The organism is Nostoc sp. NZL, assembly GCF_015714705.1.
Lineage (GTDB): Bacteria > Cyanobacteriota > Cyanobacteriia > Cyanobacteriales > Nostocaceae > Nostoc > Nostoc foliaceum_A.
Genome location: NZ_WBKL01000172.1, coordinates 26,807 through 50,661 on the forward strand (window position 1 = coordinate 26,807; position 23,855 = coordinate 50,661).

The following is a 23,855-nucleotide window of genomic DNA, read 5'->3' on the forward strand; positions in this document are numbered from 1 at the left end:
CCCACATCTACTAAGCTATTAAACCTGCTTTTCCCAATGAGTATTGAATACATTTTTGTCTCAAACAAGAATCTTGTTACGTAAAATATAAACTTTATATGAAGTCGAGAAAGCAGATATTTATTATGGAGATAATCAAAGCAAACTTCCAGAGGCGAGTTGAATAAAAAGGAACTAGGCTTGTATATATTTTTCTGCTCATCCAAATGAAAATTAGCGTAAAAATCATTTTTAAAGTTTCGATAAAACTCCGTAACCATACGAGTAATCTAATAATTTTAATGATACATTCCTTTATTATCGACTTTAAACATTAATCAGGACAACGCCAATAAATCCTTATATCTCATAGCTTCCAATAAACCTGTCTATACAGGCTAATGGTGCCATTTCTGATGTGCCTAACTTATTGATAGTGTTCTCAAGCCAACGCTTCTTACGTACCAGCCTTCTATACGTTGGCATTCTTAATACTTGTAGTTAAGTTTCTAGAATGTGTTGTTAAATACGTAAGTAATCAAGTATATAGGCGTGAATAGACATAAAAATAGCAAAAATTGACTGTGCAAAAGGTTATTGTTTATGGGATGCCGATTAAAAGTCTTTCTAACTAAAGAAGAAAAGCTGACTTTAGAAGAGTTGAGAAAAGCCAAAGATGTTCCTCAACGTACCAAGGATCGTGCTCAAGTTTTACTGCTGAATACTCGCGGCTTAAAAAATGAGCAAATTGCTAAAGGCTTGAACTGGGCGATTTCAACAGTACGTCAAACTCTTCATCGCTGGGAAAAGATGGGTTTAGCAGGTCTGTGGGATGCTCCTGGCCGAGGAGGAAAACCCCGATATTCAGAATCAGATTTGGTTTATCTAGAAAATTGTTTAGCTCAAGAGTCACAAACTTATAACTCTAAACAATTAGCAAAAAAACTGGCATCTGAGCGTCAAGTAAACTTGAGTGCAGACCGATTGCGACGGGTACTTAAAAAAAGGGGAAGGAGGTTTGGAAGCACACGCAAACAACCCCAGGAGCAGAATAATTAACGTGAGTTCTATAAACCTCTCCCTACTTTGAACTTTAGTTCAAGTCTGTCCCTCTTGCCCGTCAAAGAGGGACGGTTTTGCATAATAAACGTAATAAAACAAAATCCACCTAAACATTAAACTGTTTGGTGGACTTGTTATTTATTCTTAGTGGATCCGAGCAGAGTCGAACTGCTGTCCAAATTGGGTATTGACCCCCCGCTCATTCACAGGTTTAGCCTTTCTGACCCTCAAGGCGGGAATCGTTCATTATCCCGAACGTAGGATGCTCTGATTTAATCTTAGCCAGCAAGCCAACCAGAGAACGCTTGCTAGAGCATCCGTTGGGGGTTGGTCTTCAGTCCTTAACGGAGTCAAACTAAAGACGCTCGAACCTATAAGAGGTGTTTAGGCAGCTACTAGAGCATCCTTACGAGCAAAGTTAACGATGTTATTCGCATTTACTTTTTGTTTGAGCCTTTGATTTTCGAGAGGAGACTCACTCTCGACCTGAATCACAGAGCAGCGTTCGCCAACCTGTCGAAACCGTGACGGACCCATGCGCTTCATAATCTAATTATAATACGCAATTTTTGAAATGTGTTGCTAGACAAAAATTTTGGTTCATGCCAGTGCTGCTGAGAAACACAGGGTATCTTTATATGAACTTGGCTCTATACCAACAGTATAGTTTGTTGATAAACCTCAGTACATAATGACCCATATACCGTCAATGTCATCTAGTTAAAAGTCCCAAATACTAAAAATAGCCAATTGCTAATTATTTTAAGATTAGCAATTGGCTATATATTACAACGCACTACAAATAAATAATTAGCTATACCCTAAGTTAGTGCTTCAGCACCACCTACAACCTCAAGGAGTTCTTGGGTAATAGCAGCTTGTCTGGCTTTGTTGTAAGAAAGTGTAAGCGTGTTAATCAGTTCACCAGCATTTTCACTGGCATTACTCATGGCTGTCATCCGCGCTGCTAGTTCACTAGCTGCCGATTCTTGCAGCGCTCGCAATAGCTGGTTACTCAGATACAGGGGCAACAAAGAATCGAGAATCTGCACTGGATCTTGCTCGAAAATCATGTCAGGAGCCAACGGGCGGACTTGGCTAGTCACTTTCTCCCGTTCGACTTCAAATTTACCGCCACGGGTTGTCAAGCGGAAGATTTCATCATCGGCTGCTTCTAGACCTTGCGGGTCGAGGGGCAGTAAGGTTTGCACCACAGGACGGGAGCTAACCAAGGAAAGGAATCTGGTATAGATTAATTCGATGCGGTCTACTTCTTCCGAAAGGAACAAGGAAAGTAGTTGGTCGGCAATCTGATTGGCTTCTGCTGCGGTAGGGATTTGCTCTAAACCGCTGTAGGTAGAATCAATTGGCTGATCGCGGCGTTGAAAGTACTGCGTAGATTTGCGTCCGACTAACACAAATTGATAGTTTAAACCTTCTGCCTTGATTTCTTTGGCGCGGTTTTCTGCACGACGAATAACGTTATTATTGTAGCCGCCGCATAGACCGCGATCGCCTGAAATTACCAATAGCCCGACTGACTTAACTTCCCGTTTTCTCAGTAGTGGCAGGTTTGCTTCTTCAAACCGCAGACGACTTTGTAAACCATACAATACTTGTGCCAAGCGATCGGCAAAGGGGCGAGTTGCTAGCACTTGTTCTTGCGCCCGACGCACTCTAGCCGCAGCTACGAGACGCATGGCTTCTGTGATTTTTTTGGTGTTTTTGACCGACTGAATGCGATCGCGTATTGCTTTTAGATTGGCCATATTCTTGAGTTAGGAGTTAGGAGTTAGGAGTTAGGAGTTAAGAGCTAGGAGTATTTCATTAACTTTTAACTCTTAACTCTTCACTCCTCACTTTAATTACGCTGCTGCTTTGAAGGTCTTCTTGTATTCGGTAAGTGCTTCCTTTAATGCAGCTTCTTCTGCATCACCTAGTGCTTTGGAGGTTCTTACTCCTTCGGCATACTGGGTTTTACCAGTTTTTAAGTACTCCCGCAGGCCTTGGGTAAAGGTTGTGACTTTATCTACAGGAACGTCATCTAAGTAACCATTGATACCAGCGTAAAGAATTGCTACTTGCTCGTATACTGAGAGTGGCGAATTTTGTGGCTGCTTGAGAAGTTCGCGCAACCGTTGACCCCGTGCCAACTGGTCTTGAGTGGCTTTATCTAAGTCAGAAGCAAATTGAGCGAAGGCTTGCAGGTCGTCAAATTGGGCTAGTTCCAATTTAATCTTACCGGCAACTTTTTTCATTGCCTTGGTTTGCGCCGCAGAACCCACGCGGGATACTGAAATACCTGGGTTCACAGCTGGACGGATACCAGCGTTAAATAAGTCAGAAGACAGGAATATCTGACCATCGGTAATGGAAATTACGTTTGTGGGGATGTATGCCGAAACGTCACCAGCTTGAGTTTCGATGATTGGTAGGGCGGTCATGCTGCCTTTACCTAATTCGTCACTTAGCTTTGCGGCTCTTTCTAACAAACGAGAGTGAATGTAGAATACATCTCCGGGGTAAGCTTCGCGTCCGGGTGGGCGACGTAGCAGCAGGGACATTTGGCGATAAGCTTGGGCTTGCTTGGAGAGATCATCATAAATTACCAGGGTAGCTTTGCCTTTGTACATAAAGTACTCAGCAATAGTTGCGCCTGTGTAAGGAGCTAGGTATTGTAGGGTTGCTGGTTCACTGGCACTAGCTGCGACAACGATGGTGTAATCCATCGCGCCTTTTTCTTGCAATGTCTGCACCACGTTAGCTACGGTGGAAGCCTTTTGACCGATCGCAACGTATACACAAATTACATCTTCTTCTTTTTGGTTGATGATTGTGTCGATCGCGATCGCAGTTTTGCCGGTTTGGCGATCGCCAATAATCAATTCCCGTTGACCGCGACCGATGGGAATCATTGAGTCAATAGCTGTAATCCCCGTTTGCATGGGTTCGTGTACAGACCGACGAGCAATGATACCAGGCGCTGGAGATTCAATCAAACGGCTTTCTGAGGATTTGATGTCTCCCTTACCATCGATGGGACGACCTAAAGCGTCTACAACTCTTCCAATTAAGGCTTCTCCTACTGGAATCTGAGCAATTCTACCAGTAGCGGTTACAGAACTACCTTCTTGAATTTCCAGCCCTTCACCCATCAACACCGCGCCCACGTTGTCTTCTTCTAAGTTTTGGGCGATGCCAATTGTGCCATCTTCAAATTCTAAGAGTTCCCCAGCCATAGCCTTTTCCAGACCATAGATCCGGGCAATACCGTCACCTACTTGTAGGACGGTACCAACGTTAGCAACTTTGACCTCTTGATCGTATTGCTCGATTTGTTGTTGAATAATGCTGCTAATTTCGTCAGGTCTAATTGATATGCTCATGTGTCTATCTTGTTTGCTTTCGAGACGGAAAAATGAATTCAGTTAGGAGTTAAGAGTTAGGAGTGATGAGTTAAAAATGCAAAAATTACAAGTTAAAAGTCAAAATAAATTACTATTTACTTAACTCCTAACTGTACAGACGCGATTAATCGCGTCTCTACTCTTAACTTTTGTACGCGATTAATCGCGTCTCTCTAACTCCTAACTTTCTAGCTATTAGTTAAGCGCAATGAAAGGCGGCGCAACTGACCCCGGATACTGGCGTCAATTACCTGCGAACCTACTTTAATGATCACACCACCAATTAACTCACTGTCTACCTTGGTTTCTAGTTCTACCTGGCGAGCATTAGTTATGGCAATCACCTTTTCTGTGATCGCCTGCTGTTGAGCTTCTGTGAGGGGAACGGCTGAAACTACTTCCGCTAATACGGTTTGATTCAGCTGCCGCAACAGCGCCAGATATTGTTGAAAAATAGATTCCAAGAATGCAATGCGGCGTTTGTCTACTAGTACCAACAAAAAGTTGCGTAAGTAGGCGTTAGAGCCTTCACCGAGTATTTGTTTGATGAGAGCTTTTTTGTTCTCAGCTTGAATAAACGGGTTGCTGAAGAAGTTGTGTAGCTGTTTGTCTGCTCTGAGCAGTCCCAGGAAAGTACGCGCATCTTCCCCGAACTCTTCTGTCAAATTTTTCGATTGCGCTATTGACAAAAGTGCCTGTGCGTAGGGTTGGGCTACTTCGGCTGCCGCTACCTGACTTGTCATACATTGCCTCCCAGTTGTGCGATGCTACGATCAATTAAACTTTGTTGAGCATCGTCGGCAATCCCGCTTTTGAGTTGCGATTCGACTTTTTGCAATGCTAGTGTAGCTACCCGTTGCCGCAGTTGAGCGATCGCTCGCTCTGTTTCGGTGTTTAAATCTGCTGCTGCTGTTTGTTTTAAGCGTTCTACGTCTTGCACTGCCTTCGCCAACAAGGCTTCTTTCGCCTTTTGGGCGTTTTCTACGGCAGATTGGCGGATGCGTTCTGCCTCTGCCTGAGATTGCTTCAACTGCTCTTGCGCTTGGGAAAGGGCAGTCTTTGCCTCTTTTAAGCGTCCTTCTGCTTCCTGAATTGCGGTGGCAATATTGGATTGTCGCTCGTTCAGGATATTGCTTAAAACCTTACGTCCGAAGTAGAATAATATGCCAATCAGAATCGCTAGATTGATCAGATTGGTTTCAAAAATGTCTAGGTTTAGACCGAAACCACCTTCTGCTGCGCCTTCTGCCAATTCAGAGTGAACAGCGTTCGCTTCTGCGGCAAGTAATAAGAATGTCCCCATGATACCCATTTACAAGTGCGCTGCTCGCTTGCTAATACGTTGTATTTTCCGAAGGAAAGGAAATTTAAGTATCTTTTCCCCAGAAGGGAAAAAGTGCCTTTTTTTGACACTTAATTAAGCGCTCTGGACTAGGGCCCAGTTGCGCGTATGCTTTACACAGAACCAATCTCGTTAGCTTATCTAACTGGAGTTGGCCCCAATAGTTTTTCTAGAATCTGCCTGCTTAGAGCATCAACTTGTTGCTCTAAGGTGCGAAAAGCTTCTTGCTTTTGTTGTTCTATTTCAACAGAAGCTTGTTCTCGTTGAGACTGAGCTTCCTTTTGGGCCTCAGCTATTTTCTCGGCAGTAATTTTCTTAGCTTCAAGTTGAGCCGCTTCTACGGTAGCTTGCGATTGTCTGCGAGCGTCTGCGAGTTGCTGCTCATATTCGGTAGCCAAGCGCTCGGCTTTAGCCAAGCTCTCCCGCGCCTCAAGGGTATTCGTTCGGATGTAACTATCGCGATCGTCTAGTACCTTGGTCAGTGGCTTATAGAAAATTGCATTCAACAAAGCTGCCAATAGCAGGAATTGCAATGCCATGAAGGGCAAGGTAGCATCGAAATCAAACATTTGTCTCCTCTTTGGCTGGAGTAGCAGTTTTCATGGCTAGCAACGTCATCCAACCTTTCATATTTTTAGAGACCCATAGCCAACAAGGGTCAACTGAACATTATAACTATTGAGATACCCAAAACGTTTTGATTGTAGAGGCGTGATGATTCACGTCTCCACACTCGCAAAAATTTTCAGGTATTAACCGAAGGGGTTAGCGAACAGCAATACCAGGGCAATTACCAGACCATAGATAGTCAAGGATTCCATGAATGCCAAGGTTAATAGCAGAGTACCGCGAATTTTTCCTTCTGCTTCAGGTTGACGAGCAATACCTTCTACTGCTTGTCCAGCAGCGTTACCTTGACCAATACCAGGGCCAATTGCAGCTAAACCAATCGCTAAAGCAGCAGCGAGAACTGAAGCAGCCTGAACTAATGGATCCATGTTGATTTTCCTTGCTTTGATTACAAAACTAACAAAAGTACGTTAACGATTAGAAACGTGGTTTTCACGCTGCACATGAGTTCTTTGATCGATCGCGCTTTGCGATGTTTTGAGCGAATATGCTCTTGGAACTGTGCTATCAGCTGAGAAGTTTAATGCTCCTCATGTTCTTCTCCACCATGTCCCTCCATTGCCTCATGAATGTATGCTCCGGCGAGGGTGGCGAAAACCAGGGCTTGAATGGCACTGGTAAATAAACCCAACGCCATTACAGGCAGAGGTACAAATAGAGGAACTAGCAGCACCAACACCGCGACTACCAATTCATCCGCCAAAATATTACCAAATAGCCGGAAGCTTAGGGAGAGGGGCTTGGTGAAATCTTCAAGAATTGCGATTGGCAACAAAACGGGTGTTGGCTCTATATATTTCTTAAAGTAGCCTAAACCCCGCTTGCTAAAACCTGCGTAAAAATACGCTAAGGAGGTTAGCAATGCCAATGCAACAGTCGTATTGATGTCATTGGTGGGAGCTGCCAATTCGCCCGAAGGTAGCTTGATGAGCTTCCAGGGAATTAGCGCACCTGACCAGTTCGATACGAAAATAAACAAGAACAATGTGCCAATAAATGGCACCCAAGGGCGGTACTCTTTCTCACCAAGTTGGTTTTTGGCCAAATCACGAATAAATTCTAGGGCGTATTCCATCAAATTCTGGATGCCCTTGGGAATTCTTTGTGCGTTGCGAGTAGCAGCTATTGAAGCCACTACTAAAATGCTAATCACAAACCATGAGGTGAGAAAAACTTGCCCATGAATTTTAAGATTGCCCAACTGCCAGTAGAAATGATGTCCTACTTCTAATTCGGCGAGGGGAAAAGAATTAAAGGCGTTTAAGACACTAAGCATTTGCATTCTTCAAGCATTTTCCCCAACAAGCGAGGATGGGATTACTATCTTTGTGAGCCTGACTTTTTAAGAATCAGGAATGAACGCAATTTGCACCATATAGACGAGGAGCGTGGCTTTGTAAGTTAGAAATCCCAAAAATATGGGGAGAATCTGTAGCTCACGCCATTGAGTTGCCACGATCATCACTCCCATAAATAGAGCAAAACGAGTTTTACTCAAACTGGTTTTCTCACTACCGAGCTGCTCAACATCTCTAGCCAACATTTTTAAGTAAACCACACCTGTACACGCCCCAATTAAATAATTTAGGGCAATGTTTAAGGAATAAAAAATCCACACAGAGATAAAAATAACCCCCGTCAAGACAAGCGTGATTACCAACAACCGCTGGAAGAGTTGATAAAACTCTTGCATAGAGTTATCTGATTCTGTGTCTCCAGAACCAGTTTTAGCATCTTGTTGCGTTGTCGGAGTGGGCGCAATTGATTCGTCTGACAAGCTCACGAGACTTGAAACCAGTACAGCTAAATTATGATGACTGCACATTCAGTCAGCTGAATCATATCACGATCCGGTAACAATACTTTAGGAAAAAACAATTAACTTCTTGGCAACGTTACACAGTCAGTAAATCGCGCTCCCAGAAGCGAGAGAGCGGCTGATGATGTGAGGGAGGGTGAGAGTGAATAATCAATAATTGTTGCCTGGAAATTCAAAATTTCTTCCAATTTCAGTTTTTTCGAATGAATAATTCTCCTCCAAAGTCGTTATATAACATCTTGGTGTTTGAATTAAGTCGGTGTCAATAAAATCAACTGGTGCTTGAAGAGCGTATGGACGTACCGCAAATCAGAAATCGTAGAGTAGCGGCTTGTCATAAAAGATCGCACCACTGCTGAATCCCAGAAAACTCCAACTTTTGCAATGTACAATACCCCGTTTCTTGGGCACTTTCTTAATTTACATTAATTTGCCAAAAGTGGTGATAGGCGATCGCTCATCACCACGAGTATAAATTGCTTTTATTAACTCAGTAACAGAGTGCAGTGTAATTAAACAGGTGTCAATAAAATCAGTTGCTGCTCAAGAAGCCTTCTTACATCATCTAATCCGAGTTGCCCACCAGCTAAAATATCTGCCACTCTTGAATTCGCATCACATCTTTGCATAAACTCAAACTCTGCTACAGATAAATTAACAATCTGGTAATCGTAATTAAAGAAACATTGACTGGGAAATCCCTGAATACAAGGATTAAGTTCGGGAATGGCTGCCAATAGGGCGTTATCGTCTGACCAGTTGGACTTGATTAAGGGAGGACGACCAAGGAAAAACTCGTAATGAGTTACTTCTGGATCTAGTAATTCTATCAGGCGGTAGACCTGGCGATCGCTCAAATCTTTTGCCCGTTCAACTAACTCGGGTGCTTTGCCTAAAAGTCTCTCCAAATCCCAGAAACTCGGATTCGAGAAACCAATAAACTCCAATCCCGAAGCATCAATTAATTCAAACAACGTCTCAATGTTGTAGTCAATTTCTTGCGGATGAACGTACATATCCGCAAAGTTTTCATCCTTGTGATTTTCTAATGACCAACGCTGCTTATCGTATTTGACAATTCGGTTATTTTCTGGTAGAGAAGAAAATATTTGTCGTCCGACTTGGACACCATCACGGTAGTCGCCTTTTTTATCACCTTGCAGAAGTGCGATCGCTTTTTGCATGAGTTGAATTTCCCAGCGTCCCAACTCCCCATACACAAAAATGTGCATTAAGCCGCCTGGGGCTAACTTTTTCGCCAAAGCTTGAATACCGCGAATTGGATCGGAGGTATGATGCAAAACACCGACACAGTTGATTAAATCAAACTCACCCGGTAGCTGTTCCACGTCAAACAAGCTGAGGTGATGAAATTCAACGCGGGTAGCCCCTGAACGCTGACAACGTTCTTTTGCTACAGCTAAAGCGCCAGTACTGAGATCAATTCCCACAACCGAAGCTTGTGGATTGAGGTGAACCAAGTACTCTGTACCCACACCAGTACCGCAACCTGCATCTAAAATCCGAATATCTTGCTTTTGGGGTTTTTGACCTGTGCAGAAGTTATGAGCGGCTAGCCAATTCCAGCGCCAGTTGTAGCCTGGAGGTGGTTCATCCAACAAGGCTTCTGGCGGAAAGGGGTAGGTATTGTAGAGTTTGGCAACAGCAGCACTAACGGTTTGGGAATCGGACATGATGAGGAATAACGCAGCATTTCTGAGTTTAGCGGATAGTGGATCATTAGGGCAAAGATTACTATTGCTTATTTCCTGCTATTTATCCAACAGCAAAGTCAGTAAATTCGCGTTTATAAGGAGCGTGAAATCCTAATACAATATCTTCTTTAGGTACACCAGCAGCGATTAATTCATTAGCGATACCGATTTCTGTACCATCTCTTTGTATCCAAATTTTTTGGTCTTTGATATCAACATGAATGATGACTCCATAAATTCTTCGTTGTTCTTTCCAGCCAATATTTAAGACTTGATAATGATGGCGTTCTGCGTCAAACAACAATTGGACTTCTGTGCCATTAGCCACGTCATTAGCGGAATGGTTACTTAAGATGTCTTGAATGATTTGAGAGTAATTTATTCCTTCCATAAAACAATGTCTTGACTTAAGGAATTAAATATTAAAAGTTTAATTTGATATTCTTTTAAAGAATCTTGAATAAATTGACGTGAGAAAAAGTCTTGGTATGTATCTTGGCTAACAGCTAGATATAGAATGCGTTCTGGTTCTTCTTTTTTCAATGCTAGCCGATAATTCAGGGTTTGACCTAAAGCGAGATGAAATTCCGTTACTTCAGATGCACCTACAAAGGATTTAATTTCTACAGCTATTTTTTGACCTTGTTTTTGTGCTGCTAATAGTCTTTCTGCTCCTAAATCCACAAAAAATTCAATATCATCAACTTTTAAATGCAGTGGATCATGGGTAATCATCCAACCATCTTTTTCTAAAGCAATGCGGACAGATTGATGAAATATATCTTTAGAAGGCATAGGTATCGTAAAATCTGCGCTAGCGGTATGGGAGCCTGACATTTCATGAGCAATATTGCAGCAATTCTGAGTTTAGCGAATGCGGAACACTTCAGATATACAAATAATTGCGTAGGCGCAGCCCGTCGTAGACATCGCCATCAGCCTATATATTTTAGTTAGGGAAGTCGTTTCAGTAAAAACACTACTGTTTAAGTATTTATTATCTAATAAACTTAATTATAATTTTGTATAAAAATTTACTTACAAAGGAGCATTAAATGGCTGTAGGAATGCCGGAATTCGTTGAAAATCCAGAAAATCGTTGCCCTGTAATTCTGTTACTCGATACTTCTGGCTCTATGTCAGGTCAGCCTATCCAAGAGTTAAATCGAGGACTTGCTGCTTTCAAAGCAGATGTACTAAAAGATTCTCAAGCATCGCTGAGTGTGGAAGTGGCTATGATCACGTTTGGCCCCATAGTTAAACTCACGCAAGACTTTGTGACGATTGACCAATTTACACCGCCTATATTGGAAGTAGGTGGTTTAACCCCAATGGGTGCGGCGATTGAGTATGCTTTAGATTTTCTAGAAAATCGTAAACAGACTTATAAAGACAACGGTATTCTCTATTATCGCCCTTGGGTATTTTTGATTACAGACGGAGAGCCAAATGACTCCTGGCAGCCAGCCGCGCAAAGGTTGAGAGAAGCAGAAGCACAAAGCCGACTGTCATTTTTTGCGGTTGGTGTACAGGGTGCTGATATGAATATCCTCAAATAAATTTCTCCTCCTGAACGTCCACCAGTTATGCTAAATGGCTTAGATTTTCGTGAGTTGTTTGTCTGGCTTTCTACTTCGATGAAACGGGTTTCTAGTGGCAAAGTAGGGCAGGCTGTAGCTTTACCAGCTATGGGATGGGGTTAAATTACTAGTTAGAGGAAATTTTGTGAATTGGAAAGCTGTTGCACGTTCCGAGATTGGAACAAGTCATCAAAAACAGGGGATAGTTTGTCAAGATTATGGAAATTATCGCATCTTGGATGATGTGATTGTAGGTGCTGTTGCTGATGGTGCTGGTAGTGCTAAATATTCTGACTACTATCAATCTTATTTCCGTAGGCGGTTCTTACCCTCATAGCAAAGATGGCATTGTGTTCAAAAACCTTGAAGGATTACTGCCACCACAACCGCGAGGATATTACAGAGAGTACACAGTACCAACTCCCGGATCAACAGATAGAGGTAGTCGTCGTCTGATTACTGGGCAAAATGCCGAACTTTATTATACTGCTGATCACTACAATAGCTTTCAAGCAGTCATCTACTAGTAGTGATAAGTAAGGAGGAACATATGAGTGAATTTCTAAACTTTTCGTCAATAGATGTAAAACAAGGCATACGTGAAGCAGTGGAACAAATAGCCGCAGAACCAGGAACTAAAGTTTTTTATCTTGATGGTAAAAAAATTAATAGCAAAGAAACATTTTTAAGTAAAGCTGCTGAAGCTATGCAATTTCCTACATACTTTGGTGCTAATTGGGATGCTTTTGATGAATGTATCACCGATTTAACATGGTGTCCGGCTGAGAGATACGTCATATTGTATGACCATGCCGATATATTTGCTCAAGCTGAACCGACACAGTACCAAATAGCATTGGATATTTTAAATTCAGCTAAAGAATACTGGGAAGCTAATAATATAACTCTGAATTTTTTAACTATAAACAAATAGCTCAATTTAGGCTTTAAACAAATTAAGATATAGTCCAATCTTCTAAACGCAAATTAGGAACTTTCTCAAAATCCTTGCGGTTGCGGGTTACTAAAATCCCATTCACCGACAACGTAATTGCCGCAATGCGTAAATCTTGAGTACTAATGCGGATGCTTTGACGAATCAAGTCTTCGTAACAATTAATAGCATACTCGCCAAATGCTAGCGATCGCACATTTTTGAAAAACTCTAAAGTAGCCTGTAGCTTTGTGTAAGCTAATAGCAATGTATCAGATGACGAAGCCTTTCTGATTACATTAAACCTCCCACGCAGTTGTTCTTCAACTGTAATTATCGTTATGGCAATGTCTTCAGAATTAACTGCATTGATACGCTGCGTGACAACTGGATGTCGCTGTTGAAAAAGTGAGACGTGATCCGTATCAAGTATCCATAAAGTCACTTAGCTTCATCCTCTGCATCAAGTTGCCGATAATATTCCTCCATTTGTGCGTCAAGTTCGCGGCGATCAGCTTCTATATATGCCAGCACCTCGTCAAATTGAGGATCATCCTTGAACATACCCGCAAATTTCGTCCAAGGATGTTCGGTTTGGGGAGGTTCAATTTCCAAAGTTACTATTTCTGGTTTTCGCTCTTGTAAAAGTTGAATTAGTTTCTCTAGTGCTTCTTCTTTATTCACACCAGAGGCTTTAAAATCTGGCAAGCCTAACACTGTCGCAATAACCCCACCATCTTCTTGATTTTCAATCAGCACATCATAATTTAACTTGGGTACAGTATTGTTAGGATAAGTTTTTACAGTTAAATTCATAATATTTTAAACCTTGAAGTTTTATATTGATTATAACTGCTGGCCTACTTACTGTTTTGTGCTGACTACAAACCTTTAGGAATTTACACTACCTTACTTAATATATGTTTTGATTTTTATCATATTGTCTTTTACGATCGCACCAATGATTTACAACCAATCAGAGTTTAATTTACGCTGTGAATGGGGTGTACAAGGAGTTGCTCAACTCGCTTCTATCAGTGATGTAATTGTAATAGTTGACGTTCTCTCTTTTTCTACCTGCGTGGAAATTGCCACCAAGAACGGCGCGATAATTTTTCCCTACGCAATGAGAGATGAATCTGTCATAGATTATGCCAAATCAGTGCAAGCAGAGTTGGCAAGTCATAGACAACGTTGGACTACAACTGGGTATTCTCTCTCGCCAAAATCTGTGGCTCAGATTCCTGCTGGAACTAGACTAGTTTTACCATCACCTAATGGTTCTTTTCTGACTTTACATACTGGAAATACACCAACTTTGGCTGGTTGCTTGCGAAATTGCCAAGCTGTAGCGCAGTTTGCTCAAAAGTATGGTGATAAAATCGCTGTGATTCCTGCCGGTGAAAGATGGAAAGAAGATGGTAGCCTAAGACCTGCATTTGAAGATTTAATTGGTGCTGGGGCAATTCTTAGTTATTTACATGGCAGTTTATCACCTGAAGCTGAAGTTGCTGTGACAACATTTCAGGCTTTCCAGCACGATTTAATAGGGTACTTGAAAAAATGCAGTTCGGGTAAAGAGTTGATTGAAAAAGGTTTTGAGTCAGATGTTGAACTGTCATCTGCTTTTAACATCAGTGATTGCGTGCCTTTGTTTAGCGATAATGCCTATGTAAATTCCTGGTACAAGGTTAATTAGGTATCACAGTTTAATTACGCATATGCCATATTTAGATGCCTTTGTCTTGCCAAGTTACTCTTATGTTTTTCCCAAGTAATAGTTGTGTCGATAATCTCGTCTAAATCATCGTGCTTCGGCTGCCAGCCCAAAACCCTACGGATTTTATCAGCACAAGCTGCAACACAGGCAGGATCGCCCGGACGGCGTGGTGCGGCAATAACGGGAAAATCTACACCAGAAATAGCCTTGACTCTCTCAATAACTTGTCGCACACTGTATCCTTGCCCATAACCGCAGTTAAAAATTTGGCTTTCACCTCTTTTTTCTAAGTAATCCAAAGCATCTAAATGAGCAGTCGCCAAATCCTCGACATGGATATAGTCTCGGATTGCGGTTCCATCAGGCGTAGGAAAATCAGTACCAAAAATTCGTACTTCTGGCTTACGCTTGAGTGCCGCATCACAAGCAGCCCGAATCAAGTGAGTGGCATTCGGTGACATTTGCCCCAATAGTCCACGTGGTTCAGAACCTGCTACATTGAAGTAACGTAAAATTACGTAGTGCATTGAAGATGCTGCCGCATAGTCCTGGATCAGCCATTCACTCATCAACTTTGAACGTCCGTAAGGATTAATCGGCTGTGTAGGGTTCAACTCAGTAACAGGATTTTCTTCTACTTCCCCATAGACTGCGGCTGTGCTGGAAAAAATGAACTTGTTAACACCCATAACGCTACAGCAGCGCAGTAAATTTAAGGTGTTGCGGGTGTTGTTTGCGTAGTAGTCGAGGGGATGAGCTAGTGATTCTGGAACAATCAGACTAGCGGCGAAGTGTAAGACTGCGCTGAATTCATGCTGGGCAAAAATTTGATAAAGATGCCCGGTGTCTACTAAATCGCCAATAATTAGTTTCCCGTGTAGTACGGATGCTGGTGAACTTGTAGAGCAGTTGTCATAGACTACGACATCATAACCAGCTTCCCCTAGTTGACGAACTACATGGGAACCAATGTAACCAGCACCGCCAGTTACCAATATTTTCTTTTTCATTTCTTTTTCCTTATCTACCTTTACCTAACAAAACTACTCGAATGGTTTTGAAGGCGATCGCTAAATCCAACCAAATGGAATAATTTTTGATGTAATACAGATCGTAAGAAAGCTTTTCGTAAGCATCTTCGATAGATGCTCCATAGGGATACATAACCTGTGCCCAGCCTGTAATTCCCGGTTTTACCAAATAGCGTATTTCATAGTAGGGAATCGCTTCTTTAAGTTTGACATCAAATTCTGGTCGTTCTGGACGAGGACCAATCAGACTCATTTCACCCTGTAAGACGTTCCAGATTTGGGGTAATTCATCAATACGCAACAAACGTAGCCAATATCCGATTCTGGTGATCCGTGGATCGCGTTGACTTGCCCACTGCGCCCCAGACTTTTCTGCATCTTGATACATGGAGCGAAATTTATAAACTCTAAATGGTTTACCGTACAACCCACTTCGCTGCTGACTGTACAATACTGGGCCAGGACTATCTAATCTAATTAGTAATGCAACCAATAACAGAAGTGGTGCAACTAATACTAGTAAAAAGAGGATCAATATGAGATCGACAACTCGCTTCAGTTTCATACTGAAGTAACCAGGCATTAGGTTAAAACCATCGCTAAAAGCCAACCATTTATCTTGTAGCAGCGATGAAGGAAGTTTATACCAAAATGTTTGGTAAACATCCGGCAATGTGTAAACCGGAATGCCTCGCAACCGCATTTGCATTAACTGTTGTGCTTGAGATTTGGAAAAATTTATCTGGGCTGTAACTATAACCCCAGACCAGGATTCTTGACTCCATTGCGACAAATCGCTCAGATTTCCCTGATAACTCAGATTGCTTTTTGGTAAGTCTATGGTTGTTTGATTTTCTTCTGCTAGAACAGTCAACTTTCCTAAAGGATTAAGTACCAGCAATTTCTGTGCAAATTTAATGGCATTATCCTCTGCTCCTAGTATCAACCAACGACTTTTCAGAGCGTGCGATCGCACCCATTTCACTGCTATCACGCGCAATATTACTGACCAGATAGTAAAGATTCCCAAGCTAGGTAAGAAGACACTCCGCCACGATACCGGGTTATGTTGGGCAATACCTGACAAGTAAATTAGGGCAGAAACGAAAAATGCGATCGCAATGTTACAAACAATAATTCGAGCAGGCGCTCTTAAACCTGCAATTTGCCGATCTGGATGGTACGCATCTGCTAAATAAAACGTTGCAAGTGTCATGCACACAAATCCGTAAGGCAATGGATTGAGCCAATTTAAGGGTTGATCTAAACGCAACCATTGTGCGATCGCTAAACAAATGAGCAACCCAAAAATATCTCCTAACAAGAGCAATATCGGTAGGCTACGGACTATGTTTGGCAGTCTAGTATTGGCAGGAGAACTGACATAACTTGTAAGAGTCATTGATTTTTCTGATTCTTCAGTATCCTGGTATTTATTTGTTTGTTAAAGGCAGCAAGAGGTTTAAAGATGGTAGTAATAAAGACTAGTTTGATTGTATCAAAAATTACAGAAGCGAGAAATTTTTATAATACACTATGTTTCAAGTGAATGGGGTATTGGGTATTACGGATTGCAAAAGGAATTGCCAGCGGTTTTACGTACTATATTTTTAATATATACATCTTACTTACGTTCGCTGTCGAACTTAGACTACAGGTTTCAATTTGTTACCTTTATATTTGCATGATGCCATGAATGTAGTCAATATGAACTTTAAATTTAAATAATTAGCGTAGATTTACTTTGAAAGTACGTATTGACCGAGTGATCAACTCGTGAAAAAGATTTATTAAAACTGCTGAACTACTGCTATAAACCGGATATAGAAGATTACAAGTTGTGCCAATACTGTAATACTAGTATTCTCTAATTTAAGTCGGTCGACGTAAATATTTGTAGTTGGGATAAAGCAAAATTTAAGAGCCAAAAAGCCTGATATAGAAGGAACTCAGCCTATTTAATTTTGATTTGCATAGTTTGGTTTATTGGGCCAACTTACTTGTCATCGTTTACATTTTTATAAATGCTTAGTTAATTTTATAACCCCAGCATCTATTTACATATTTTGAGTATTAATGCTTAAATAAGAAAAATACTCTTAAATATACTACAATCAAACCGAAATTGTTTAATTTGAATATCCGTAGCCTTATATACTAGTATATAAGGCTATCTGAAGGTTAAAATTTTATTTAATTCAGATACTTGTCGAAGTAATATAAAATCTCAGAGAAAGAATATTAAAAATACCTTGACATTTAGATAATGTTTCTGGGATAAAACTAAAAAGATGTAACAAAATAAGAAAGTAAATATAAAAACACAGTAATTTTAATATTTTTTATACATTATTTTACATGCATTTATACTTAAGGATGTCAAAATTACTGTCTTAGACTGCCAAATTTGATTGTGAAGCAAAATTAGTAAGTATTTTAGGTATTCGCAATATATTCCATGCCCTCTAACCAAGAAGACCAAAACTCCCTAGATTTGCAACAATATTCGCTGATCCTGAAAAGGCGTTGGTTAGTCATAGCTGCGGTGACTGCCTCTATTTTTGGACTGTCAGCTTTAACTGCCATCAGACAAAAACCAATTTATGAAGCAGAAGGCAAGTTGCTCTTTAGTAAAACTGACCGTGTTTCTTCGCTGACAAGTCCCTCGGCACAAGTTGGAGAGTTGAGCAGTGTGACTCAACTCAGCAGCCCGTTGGATACAGAAGCAGAGGTAATTCGTTCTAACCCGATAGTTGAAAAAACTATCGCTAGTCTCAACTTGGTAGGTAAGCAAGGAATACCCTTAGAAATAGATGAGTTTCTCAAAAAAATCAAAATTAAGATTGTCCGGGGTACAGATATTTTGGCGATTTCCTACAGCAGTAGCAATCCCAAAGAAGCCGCAGATGTTGTGAATTTGCTGATGAGATATTACCTGGAGAATAATATTCGCATTAACCAAACCCAAGCGACAGTGGCACAGAAGTTTTTGACTAAGCAATTGCCTGAAGTTGAAGCAAGGGTAGTTAAATCAGAGGCAGCTTTGCGTCGGTTTAAAGAAGAAAATCGGGTAATTGCCTTAGAGCAAGAAGCGGCAAAAGGAGTGGACAGACTTGCGGATTTATCAGACCAGATTACCCAAGCTCAGGCAAATTTAACGGATGCTGAGACTCGCTCACAACTTCTGCAACGTCAATTGAGATTGAATTCCCAGCAGGCTGTGGATACGGGGAATTTAAGTCAATCAAAAGCTGTGCAGGAGGTATTAACAGAATACCAGCAAGTGCAAAATCAGTTAGCAGTAGAACAGACTCGCTATACAGACAAACATCCTGCGATCGCTAATTTATTAGCAAAAGAAGCAGCCCTGAAAAAGCAGCTAGAGACTCGAATTTTTGAGAATGCAGGCAGAGAAAAATCTGTACCAGCGCAGAATTTAGGGATGGGAGAACTCAAGCAGACCCTACTGGCCCAACTGGTACAGTCGGATGTAGAACGGTCAGCATTAGCTAACCGAGTTACAGTTTTGCAGAATGCATACGCACTTTCCCAAAGACGATTGAGTGTCTTACCCCAACTGCAAGAAAAACAGCAGCAGCTAGAGCGACAGTTGCAAGTAGCGAGGTCTACCTATGAAGAACTGCTGAAGCGATCGCAAGAAGTCGAGGTAGTAGTAAATCAAAATGTCGGTAATGCCAGGGTAGTATCTGCGGCTTTACTTCCTAAAAAAGCTGTTTCTCCCAAAATTGCCCTTTACCTGGCGCTAGGTGGATTTGTGGGAATTTTGCTGGGTGTAGGGTTAGCTCTGATGTTAGAAGCTATGGATCAATCTCTCAAAACTCTTGAGCAAGCCCAGCAGTTATTAGGTTATCCTTTACTCGGTACGATTCCTCACTTGGGTCAAAAAGCTAAAAATGGTGGGGAAGCTTTAGTAGAACTGCCAGTGAGAGATAATCCATATTCGGGAGCAAGTTCAGCCTTTGAGATGCTTCAGACAAACCTGGATTTTACCATCTCTGATAAACCACTAAAAGTAATTGCCGTAGTTAGTTCAACTCCAGGTGAAGGTAGATCATTTGTGGCTGCAAATTTGGCAGTAGCTAAAGCACACATGGGACGCAGAATCCTATTAGTAGATGCGGATATGCGTCACTCCTGCCAACAGGAAATCTGGAAATTATCTAACCCAGTCGGACTAAGTAATGTTTTAGTTGGTCAAGCGGAGTTTCGTAGCACCACCCAAGAAGTATTAGTTAACTTGGATCTATTAACGGCTGGGACAATTCCACCCAACCCCGCAGCATTGCTAGATTCACAACGCATGGCTTTGTTAATTCAAGAGGCAGCCAAAGACTATGATTGCGTCATTATTGATACTCCTGCCTTGAGTTTGTTTGGTGATGCACTGATGCTGGGCAAGATGGCAGATGGGATATTGCTGGTTGTACGTCCTGGAGTGCTTGATTGTGCTGTTGCTAAGAGTACGAAGATGATGCTTGAGCAAGCGCGATCGCGTGTTTTGGGAATGGTGATGAATGGAGTTACTGCTGATAGCGGTTTTATTTACTACAACCAGAAGAGTTATTACGACAAAAATAGCAGCGATGCCTACGGCGGCAAGCTGCGGAATGGTAAGGGTGAACTGAAGTTTCCCAATATACGCATTTCCTAATCCCTTGATAGCGATTTAACTTAACTATTTTAGTATTTTTGCGTTAATGCTTGTATTAAAAGAGAATATTTTTGGTGAAAAATAGCTTACTTAAGAACGGTTTTTACAACTCAATAACAGGATTAATCAAAATAGGGCTAGGCATACTAATTATTCCTATACTAATTCGCCTGTTGGGAATTGAAGAGTATGGACTATGGACTCTAGCTTCTGCTGTGGTGGTAATGGTTACTTTAGCTGAAGCGGGTCTATCCACAGCCACAACTGTATTTGTTTCTCAAGACTTAGGAAAGAAAGATGTTGATGGACTATCGCAAACCTTGACTGTCACTATTGGGGCAATGCTAATATTGGCAACTTTAGCAGTAGTTGCTCTTTGGATGGGTGCTGAACCGATTATGAATTTATTTCCTAAATTGGGTCAGTTACAACAGTTAAAAGTTATACAGGCTATCAAAATTGGTGGGTTAGTAGTAGCGGCGCGATTGTTGCAACAAATTTTGATTGGTGTCGAACAAGCCCATCAGCGCTATGACTTAATGAATGTGCTGAATACAATACAGTCTGTGCTACTCAATGTCGGAATGTTGATTGTAGTTTGGCTAGGAGGTCGCACAGTTGAGTTAATGCAGTGGCAGGCTGGAGTCGGTGTAGTGACTTTGGTCAGTCATATCTGGGTAGTGCGATCGTTACTCCAAAATATGAACCTGCGTCTGAGTTGGAATCAAAACAAAGCAGTAGCAGTAGGAGGCTACAGCTTAATGATGTGGTTAAACACATTGGGAAGTATGCTTTTTAGTCGAGGCGATCGGCTGATTGTTGGTAGCTTGTTAGGTACCCAGGCGCTTGGAGTTTATGCAAGTATTACTGATATCACCGCACAAATCAACTCATTTTCTGCATTACCTGTACAGCCTTTGCTTCCCACTTTAAGCAATCTAATTGGACAGCAAAACATTAATCAGCGTCAACTAGAACAGCAACTTAAACAAGCTACACAAATCAATGGATTAGTTGCTTTGGGAATGGGAGCAACTCTCATAACACTCTCTCCATTAATTCTCAAACTATTATTTTCTGAGCAAACTGCAAGTCAATACTTAATTATCTTCTGTATTGCAACAGCAATTTACGCACTTTATTCGTGTCATGCAGTCGGCTACTATTCTTTGTTAGGAACAAATGCAGTTAAGGCTTGTGCATTGATTCAACTGCTAGGCAGTTTTTCGTCACTAGGATTAATCGCTATTGGTGCTTATAATTTTGGCTTAATAGGAGCAATTCTAGGTAATTTGGGATATCTCACAACCTTTCTGGTAACTGTCTTTGGAATGAAACGTTTATCTGTGTCTTATACTCTCTGGTTTAAATGGCTATGGTTTCCATTAATTTGGTTTTTTATAGTTGTATTATTGAGCTTTCAGCTTCCAAATGATTATATACTAAGATGTATTATATGTTCGATGCAAACAACTATTATATTGACATGGTTTGCTATTAGCAATAACTACAAGTTCTCATCTATCAAAAAATATATCGCCGTTAAAAAATAAGCTTTACAGCTATATTTTATAAATGATTATTAAGCTTAAAAAATAATTCAGGGTTGTATTCATGGATATAATAATTTGTACTTACAATAACGCTAATTTACTAGATCGTGTTCTTACAGCCCTTTCCTTATCAAAAGTATCTCCTAGCTATCAATGGACAGTTTTAGTTGTAGATAATAACTGTACAGATGATACTAGTGCTGTTGTTGAAAAACACATTAATTTACAACGAATACCTAGCTTGTTTAGGATAGTAGAGCAAAAACAAGGATTAACTCACGCCCGTTTATGTGGAATTAAAAATACAACTAGTGAATGGCTCGCTTTTGTTGATGATGATTGCCTGTTATCAGAAGACTGGATAGATAAAGCAACACGATTTGCTGCAACTCATCCAAATTGTGGTGCTTTTGGTGGCAAGGTAGTTCTCGATTGGGAAATAACTCCTTCCCCCATCCTTGTCAAACATTCAGGTAAATATGCAGCCTATGAACGCGGCGAAACTTCAAAACAGTTAAATCGGGGTAATTACCAGATTCCAGGTGCAGGTTTAGTTATTCGTAGAACTGCCCTTGATAAAAGTGGCTGGTTAGATAAACAATTACTCAACGATAGAGAAGGAAAAAAGCTAAGTGCAGGAGGAGATTCAGAGATAGTTTTACGAATTCTGAACGCAGGTTATCAACTTTGGTATACGCCTGATTGTGTGCTGCATCATTTTATCCCCACAAAGCGCATATCAGAAACTTATCTTTTTAACTTAATGTATGGTTTTGGTGCCGCAGCTCCTTACATTGCTGCTATGCGTTGGAACCGTTCTTATTATATTTGGTTGCTTGTATCTATTCTCCGAATTTTCAAGGGGTTTTTGCAAGTAATTGCTTGCTATATTAAAGCTTCAATTAATCCGAACAATAAAGCAGAAGCATTAATCATGTGGAATTGGACTAAAGGTCAAATTTATAGTTTATTTACTATTGTCAGGATGGATAAACAAGAACATATAATCTGGTTAAGCTTATTTCAAAAATCATTGAATACCTAAGTATAGAATTAGACAAGAATTAGATAATGACTTTAAACTTATCAAGTGTCCAAAACAACTATCAAAAGTATATTTTGCTATTTGTTGGAATAATTATATGGCTAAACATTCCGATAATTGGAGTTTTACCACTAGTTTTATTTGTATTTCTCAATAGAAACTCAAAATCTTATAGCCTAGACAGCTTACTCAATAATTCTATACTTCTGCTAGTTGCAGTAACCGTCACTCTTTTTTGTTGTCTTATAGATATTCAAGCTGATACTGAGCAATATTTAATAGCATATCGAGATTGTAATGGTGATAATCCTATAGAATGTTTTAAATCAGACATTTTTCCATTTGAACCAGGTTTTTATTTGCTCGCTTCTATATTATTTATTATTTGTAATGGTTCGGAACTGGGCTTTCTATTATTTTGGTCTTTTATTATTAATTTTCTGACATTTTTCGTAATCTCTAAGGGATTTTCAAAAAAATATTATGCTTTACTGATATTTTTTATATTACTAAATCCGGCATTTTATCTTCAAGCATTTATAATGCGCCAATTTATGTCAAGTGCTTTTTTTTTGTGTGCATTAGTTTCTAAAAAAAATAAGGTAACTTGTATTTTATTCCTGCTTTTAAGTATTTTAAATCATTACTCTATACTCCTTTATTTACCTATAATAATCATGCAATTCGTTGATGTAAAGAGCTTATTACAATATAAATATTTTAATAAAATCATTATTTTACTTAAATATACCAGTATTAGTTTATTTGCATTTGGATTAATATATTCTGTGAATCAAGCTACTATCGCATCTCTCTTTGATAGAATTAGTAGTATTCCCCAACTTAGTTTCTTAGCTGCTAAAAGTTCATTTTTTGTAAAAAATCAATTGGCGAGTATAGGTTTCCTGGCTCATTTAGTGCTTGTAGCCTTTCTTGGTTATTTTTATATAAATTTATCACGAGATAATTACATTGAGACAAGTTTAAATTGTTGCCTTACTTCAGAAGAAGAACATTTAGACCTAAGTATGTTATGTCTTTATGTATTGCAGTCAATTTTATTTTTATTTACGCGCAATCTTGATTACCTTCCTTTGAGATTGAGTCTTATACTTCTATCGTTTTTAGGAATTTTCTTCTATTTACCTTTAGAAAGAAAGAGTAAGCTTAAACCACCAATAAAATTTTGGTCTATGGTTATTTTAGTTACCTTATTGTTTAGTTACTTTATTTATTTTTTACAAGCTAATTCTGGTAAAAATGTTACATTTAATTATTTAGAAGGGCGTCTGTTTACATCATCTATTGTAGATTATATTGATTTGGCTATTTCTCGGTGGTAAATAACTCTCTACAAGTTTAAAAA

General features: G+C 40.2%; 23 protein-coding genes, 1 other RNA gene and 2 pseudogenes. 10 read left to right on the forward strand and 16 right to left on the reverse strand.

Annotated features, from left to right (window positions below; genetic code table 11):
* Positions 1-582 precede the first annotated feature (582 nt).
* The gene (locus tag F8R90_RS25845) at positions 583-1,038 is read left to right on the forward strand and encodes a helix-turn-helix domain-containing protein (RefSeq protein WP_190894670.1); all 456 of its coding nucleotides are present in this window, start codon (positions 583-585) and stop codon (positions 1,036-1,038) included.
* Between the two features lie 148 nt (positions 1,039-1,186).
* Here the strand turns inward: F8R90_RS25845 and ssrA are convergent.
* From ssrA to F8R90_RS25905, 12 genes are all read right to left on the reverse strand, one after another.
* Positions 1,187-1,576: a transfer-messenger RNA gene (ssrA, locus tag F8R90_RS25850) on the reverse strand.
* Positions 1,577-1,862: 286 nt separating this feature from the next.
* Positions 1,863-2,810, reverse strand: coding sequence for a F0F1 ATP synthase subunit gamma (locus F8R90_RS25855; RefSeq protein ID WP_196513051.1), 948 nt, complete (start codon positions 2,808-2,810; stop codon positions 1,863-1,865).
* Positions 2,811-2,906: 96 nt separating this feature from the next.
* Entirely contained in the window at positions 2,907-4,427 is a 1,521-nt protein-coding gene (gene atpA / locus F8R90_RS25860; RefSeq protein ID WP_196513052.1) for a F0F1 ATP synthase subunit alpha, read from the reverse strand.
* Positions 4,428-4,636: 209 nt separating this feature from the next.
* Complete coding sequence (atpH, locus tag F8R90_RS25865) at positions 4,637-5,191, reverse strand: ATP synthase F1 subunit delta (protein ID WP_196513053.1); 555 nt, start codon at positions 5,189-5,191, stop codon at positions 4,637-4,639.
* Positions 5,188-5,760 (reverse strand): F0F1 ATP synthase subunit B, encoded by a 573-nt coding sequence (locus F8R90_RS25870; protein WP_196513054.1) that lies wholly within the window; start codon positions 5,758-5,760, stop codon positions 5,188-5,190. The genes atpH and F8R90_RS25870 overlap by 4 nt, the downstream gene beginning before the upstream one ends.
* Positions 5,761-5,927: 167 nt before the next feature.
* A complete protein-coding gene (locus F8R90_RS25875) occupies positions 5,928-6,359 on the reverse strand; it encodes a F0F1 ATP synthase subunit B' (protein WP_190894666.1) in 432 nt (143 codons plus the stop codon).
* Between the two features lie 183 nt (positions 6,360-6,542).
* Positions 6,543-6,788, reverse strand: a complete 246-nt coding sequence (gene atpE, locus F8R90_RS25880; RefSeq protein WP_012411162.1) for an ATP synthase F0 subunit C — start codon at positions 6,786-6,788, stop codon at positions 6,543-6,545.
* A gap of 152 nt (positions 6,789-6,940) precedes the next feature.
* A complete protein-coding gene (gene atpB / locus F8R90_RS25885) occupies positions 6,941-7,702 on the reverse strand; it encodes a F0F1 ATP synthase subunit A (RefSeq protein WP_012411161.1) in 762 nt (253 codons plus the stop codon).
* A 60-nt stretch (positions 7,703-7,762) separates the two neighbouring features.
* On the reverse strand, positions 7,763-8,245 hold the full coding sequence (locus F8R90_RS25890; protein ID WP_196513055.1) for an ATP synthase subunit I: 483 nt from the start codon (positions 8,243-8,245) through the stop codon (positions 7,763-7,765).
* A gap of 506 nt (positions 8,246-8,751) precedes the next feature.
* Positions 8,752-9,933: a class I SAM-dependent methyltransferase gene (locus tag F8R90_RS25895; RefSeq protein ID WP_196513056.1), complete on the reverse strand. Its 1,182-nt coding sequence runs from the start codon at positions 9,931-9,933 to the stop codon at positions 8,752-8,754.
* Between the two features lie 82 nt (positions 9,934-10,015).
* Positions 10,016-10,345 (reverse strand): XisI protein, encoded by a 330-nt coding sequence (locus F8R90_RS25900; protein ID WP_196513057.1) that lies wholly within the window; start codon positions 10,343-10,345, stop codon positions 10,016-10,018.
* Entirely contained in the window at positions 10,333-10,749 is a 417-nt protein-coding gene (locus F8R90_RS25905; RefSeq protein WP_196513058.1) for a XisH family protein, read from the reverse strand. The genes F8R90_RS25900 and F8R90_RS25905 overlap by 13 nt, the downstream gene beginning before the upstream one ends.
* A gap of 260 nt (positions 10,750-11,009) precedes the next feature.
* On the opposite strand from F8R90_RS25905, the pseudogene F8R90_RS25910 reads away from it, so the two are divergent.
* From F8R90_RS25910 to F8R90_RS25925, 4 genes and pseudogenes are all read left to right on the forward strand, one after another.
* Positions 11,010-11,657, forward strand: a pseudogene (locus tag F8R90_RS25910) (vWA domain-containing protein).
* A gap of 22 nt (positions 11,658-11,679) precedes the next feature.
* Positions 11,680-11,829 (forward strand): annotated as a pseudogene (locus tag F8R90_RS25915) (protein phosphatase 2C domain-containing protein); the annotation flags it as partial.
* A 55-nt stretch (positions 11,830-11,884) separates the two neighbouring features.
* Complete coding sequence (locus F8R90_RS25920) at positions 11,885-12,061, forward strand: ribonuclease domain-containing protein (protein WP_442946762.1); 177 nt, start codon at positions 11,885-11,887, stop codon at positions 12,059-12,061.
* A gap of 23 nt (positions 12,062-12,084) precedes the next feature.
* Complete coding sequence (locus F8R90_RS25925; protein WP_196513060.1) at positions 12,085-12,468, forward strand: barstar family protein; 384 nt, start codon at positions 12,085-12,087, stop codon at positions 12,466-12,468.
* Positions 12,469-12,490: 22 nt separating this feature from the next.
* On the opposite strand, the gene F8R90_RS25930 is transcribed toward F8R90_RS25925, so the two are convergent.
* Both F8R90_RS25930 and F8R90_RS25935 read right to left on the reverse strand, forming a co-directional pair.
* A complete protein-coding gene (locus tag F8R90_RS25930; RefSeq protein ID WP_196513061.1) occupies positions 12,491-12,913 on the reverse strand; it encodes a type II toxin-antitoxin system VapC family toxin in 423 nt (140 codons plus the stop codon).
* Entirely contained in the window at positions 12,910-13,284 is a 375-nt protein-coding gene (locus tag F8R90_RS25935; RefSeq protein WP_196513062.1) for a type II toxin-antitoxin system HicB family antitoxin, read from the reverse strand. The genes F8R90_RS25930 and F8R90_RS25935 overlap by 4 nt, the downstream gene beginning before the upstream one ends.
* Positions 13,285-13,393: 109 nt before the next feature.
* Between F8R90_RS25935 and F8R90_RS25940 the strand changes: the two genes are divergently transcribed.
* Positions 13,394-14,167 carry a 2-phosphosulfolactate phosphatase gene (locus F8R90_RS25940; protein WP_230966885.1) on the forward strand — a complete coding sequence of 258 codons (774 nt, stop codon included), beginning with the start codon at positions 13,394-13,396 and terminating at the stop codon, positions 14,165-14,167.
* 14 nt (positions 14,168-14,181) lie between these two features.
* Here F8R90_RS25940 and galE read toward each other — a convergent pair whose 3' ends face one another.
* Both galE and F8R90_RS25950 read right to left on the reverse strand, forming a co-directional pair.
* The gene (gene galE, locus F8R90_RS25945) at positions 14,182-15,198 is read right to left on the reverse strand and encodes a UDP-glucose 4-epimerase GalE (protein ID WP_196513063.1); all 1,017 of its coding nucleotides are present in this window, start codon (positions 15,196-15,198) and stop codon (positions 14,182-14,184) included.
* Between the two features lie 10 nt (positions 15,199-15,208).
* Positions 15,209-16,621: a sugar transferase gene (locus F8R90_RS25950; protein ID WP_196513064.1), complete on the reverse strand. Its 1,413-nt coding sequence runs from the start codon at positions 16,619-16,621 to the stop codon at positions 15,209-15,211.
* A 1,056-nt stretch (positions 16,622-17,677) separates the two neighbouring features.
* Here F8R90_RS25950 and F8R90_RS25955 point away from each other — a divergent pair.
* The 4 genes from F8R90_RS25955 to F8R90_RS25970 all read left to right on the forward strand — a co-directional run bounded on the left by F8R90_RS25955 (position 17,678) and on the right by F8R90_RS25970 (position 23,832).
* Complete coding sequence (locus F8R90_RS25955) at positions 17,678-19,891, forward strand: GumC family protein (RefSeq protein WP_196513065.1); 2,214 nt, start codon at positions 17,678-17,680, stop codon at positions 19,889-19,891.
* 74 nt (positions 19,892-19,965) lie between these two features.
* Positions 19,966-21,444 carry an oligosaccharide flippase family protein gene (locus F8R90_RS25960; RefSeq protein WP_196513066.1) on the forward strand — a complete coding sequence of 493 codons (1,479 nt, stop codon included), beginning with the start codon at positions 19,966-19,968 and terminating at the stop codon, positions 21,442-21,444.
* A gap of 61 nt (positions 21,445-21,505) precedes the next feature.
* The gene (locus F8R90_RS25965; protein ID WP_196513067.1) at positions 21,506-22,489 is read left to right on the forward strand and encodes a glycosyltransferase; all 984 of its coding nucleotides are present in this window, start codon (positions 21,506-21,508) and stop codon (positions 22,487-22,489) included.
* 26 nt (positions 22,490-22,515) lie between these two features.
* A complete protein-coding gene (locus tag F8R90_RS25970) occupies positions 22,516-23,832 on the forward strand; it encodes an EpsG family protein (protein ID WP_196513068.1) in 1,317 nt (438 codons plus the stop codon).
* Positions 23,833-23,855 lie beyond the last annotated feature (23 nt).

Excerpts from the sequence above, each read along its gene's own strand:
- F8R90_RS25875 (WP_190894666.1), bottom strand. The coding sequence starts at position 6,359 with ATGTTTGATTTCGATGCTACCTTGCCCTTCATGGCATTGCAATTCCTG.
- atpB (WP_012411161.1), bottom strand. The coding sequence starts at position 7,702 with ATGCAAATGCTTAGTGTCTTAAACGCCTTTAATTCTTTTCCCCTCGCC.
- F8R90_RS25965 (WP_196513067.1), top strand. The coding sequence starts at position 21,506 with ATGGATATAATAATTTGTACTTACAATAACGCTAATTTACTAGATCGT.
- F8R90_RS25935 (WP_196513062.1), bottom strand. The coding sequence starts at position 13,284 with ATGAATTTAACTGTAAAAACTTATCCTAACAATACTGTACCCAAGTTA.
- galE (WP_196513063.1), bottom strand. The coding sequence starts at position 15,198 with ATGAAAAAGAAAATATTGGTAACTGGCGGTGCTGGTTACATTGGTTCC.
- F8R90_RS25870 (WP_196513054.1), bottom strand. The coding sequence starts at position 5,760 with ATGGGTATCATGGGGACATTCTTATTACTTGCCGCAGAAGCGAACGCT.
- F8R90_RS25955 (WP_196513065.1), top strand. The coding sequence starts at position 17,678 with ATGCCCTCTAACCAAGAAGACCAAAACTCCCTAGATTTGCAACAATAT.
- atpA (WP_196513052.1), bottom strand. The coding sequence starts at position 4,427 with ATGAGCATATCAATTAGACCTGACGAAATTAGCAGCATTATTCAACAA.
- F8R90_RS25900 (WP_196513057.1), bottom strand. The coding sequence starts at position 10,345 with ATGGAAGGAATAAATTACTCTCAAATCATTCAAGACATCTTAAGTAAC.
- F8R90_RS25970 (WP_196513068.1), top strand. The coding sequence starts at position 22,516 with ATGACTTTAAACTTATCAAGTGTCCAAAACAACTATCAAAAGTATATT.
- atpH (WP_196513053.1), bottom strand. The coding sequence starts at position 5,191 with ATGACAAGTCAGGTAGCGGCAGCCGAAGTAGCCCAACCCTACGCACAG.
- F8R90_RS25890 (WP_196513055.1), bottom strand. The coding sequence starts at position 8,245 with ATGTGCAGTCATCATAATTTAGCTGTACTGGTTTCAAGTCTCGTGAGC.
- atpE (WP_012411162.1), bottom strand. The coding sequence starts at position 6,788 with ATGGATCCATTAGTTCAGGCTGCTTCAGTTCTCGCTGCTGCTTTAGCG.
- F8R90_RS25855 (WP_196513051.1), bottom strand. The coding sequence starts at position 2,810 with ATGGCCAATCTAAAAGCAATACGCGATCGCATTCAGTCGGTCAAAAAC.
- F8R90_RS25925 (WP_196513060.1), top strand. The coding sequence starts at position 12,085 with ATGAGTGAATTTCTAAACTTTTCGTCAATAGATGTAAAACAAGGCATA.
- F8R90_RS25845 (WP_190894670.1), top strand. The coding sequence starts at position 583 with ATGGGATGCCGATTAAAAGTCTTTCTAACTAAAGAAGAAAAGCTGACT.
- F8R90_RS25950 (WP_196513064.1), bottom strand. The coding sequence starts at position 16,621 with ATGACTCTTACAAGTTATGTCAGTTCTCCTGCCAATACTAGACTGCCA.
- F8R90_RS25895 (WP_196513056.1), bottom strand. The coding sequence starts at position 9,933 with ATGTCCGATTCCCAAACCGTTAGTGCTGCTGTTGCCAAACTCTACAAT.
- F8R90_RS25905 (WP_196513058.1), bottom strand. The coding sequence starts at position 10,749 with ATGCCTTCTAAAGATATATTTCATCAATCTGTCCGCATTGCTTTAGAA.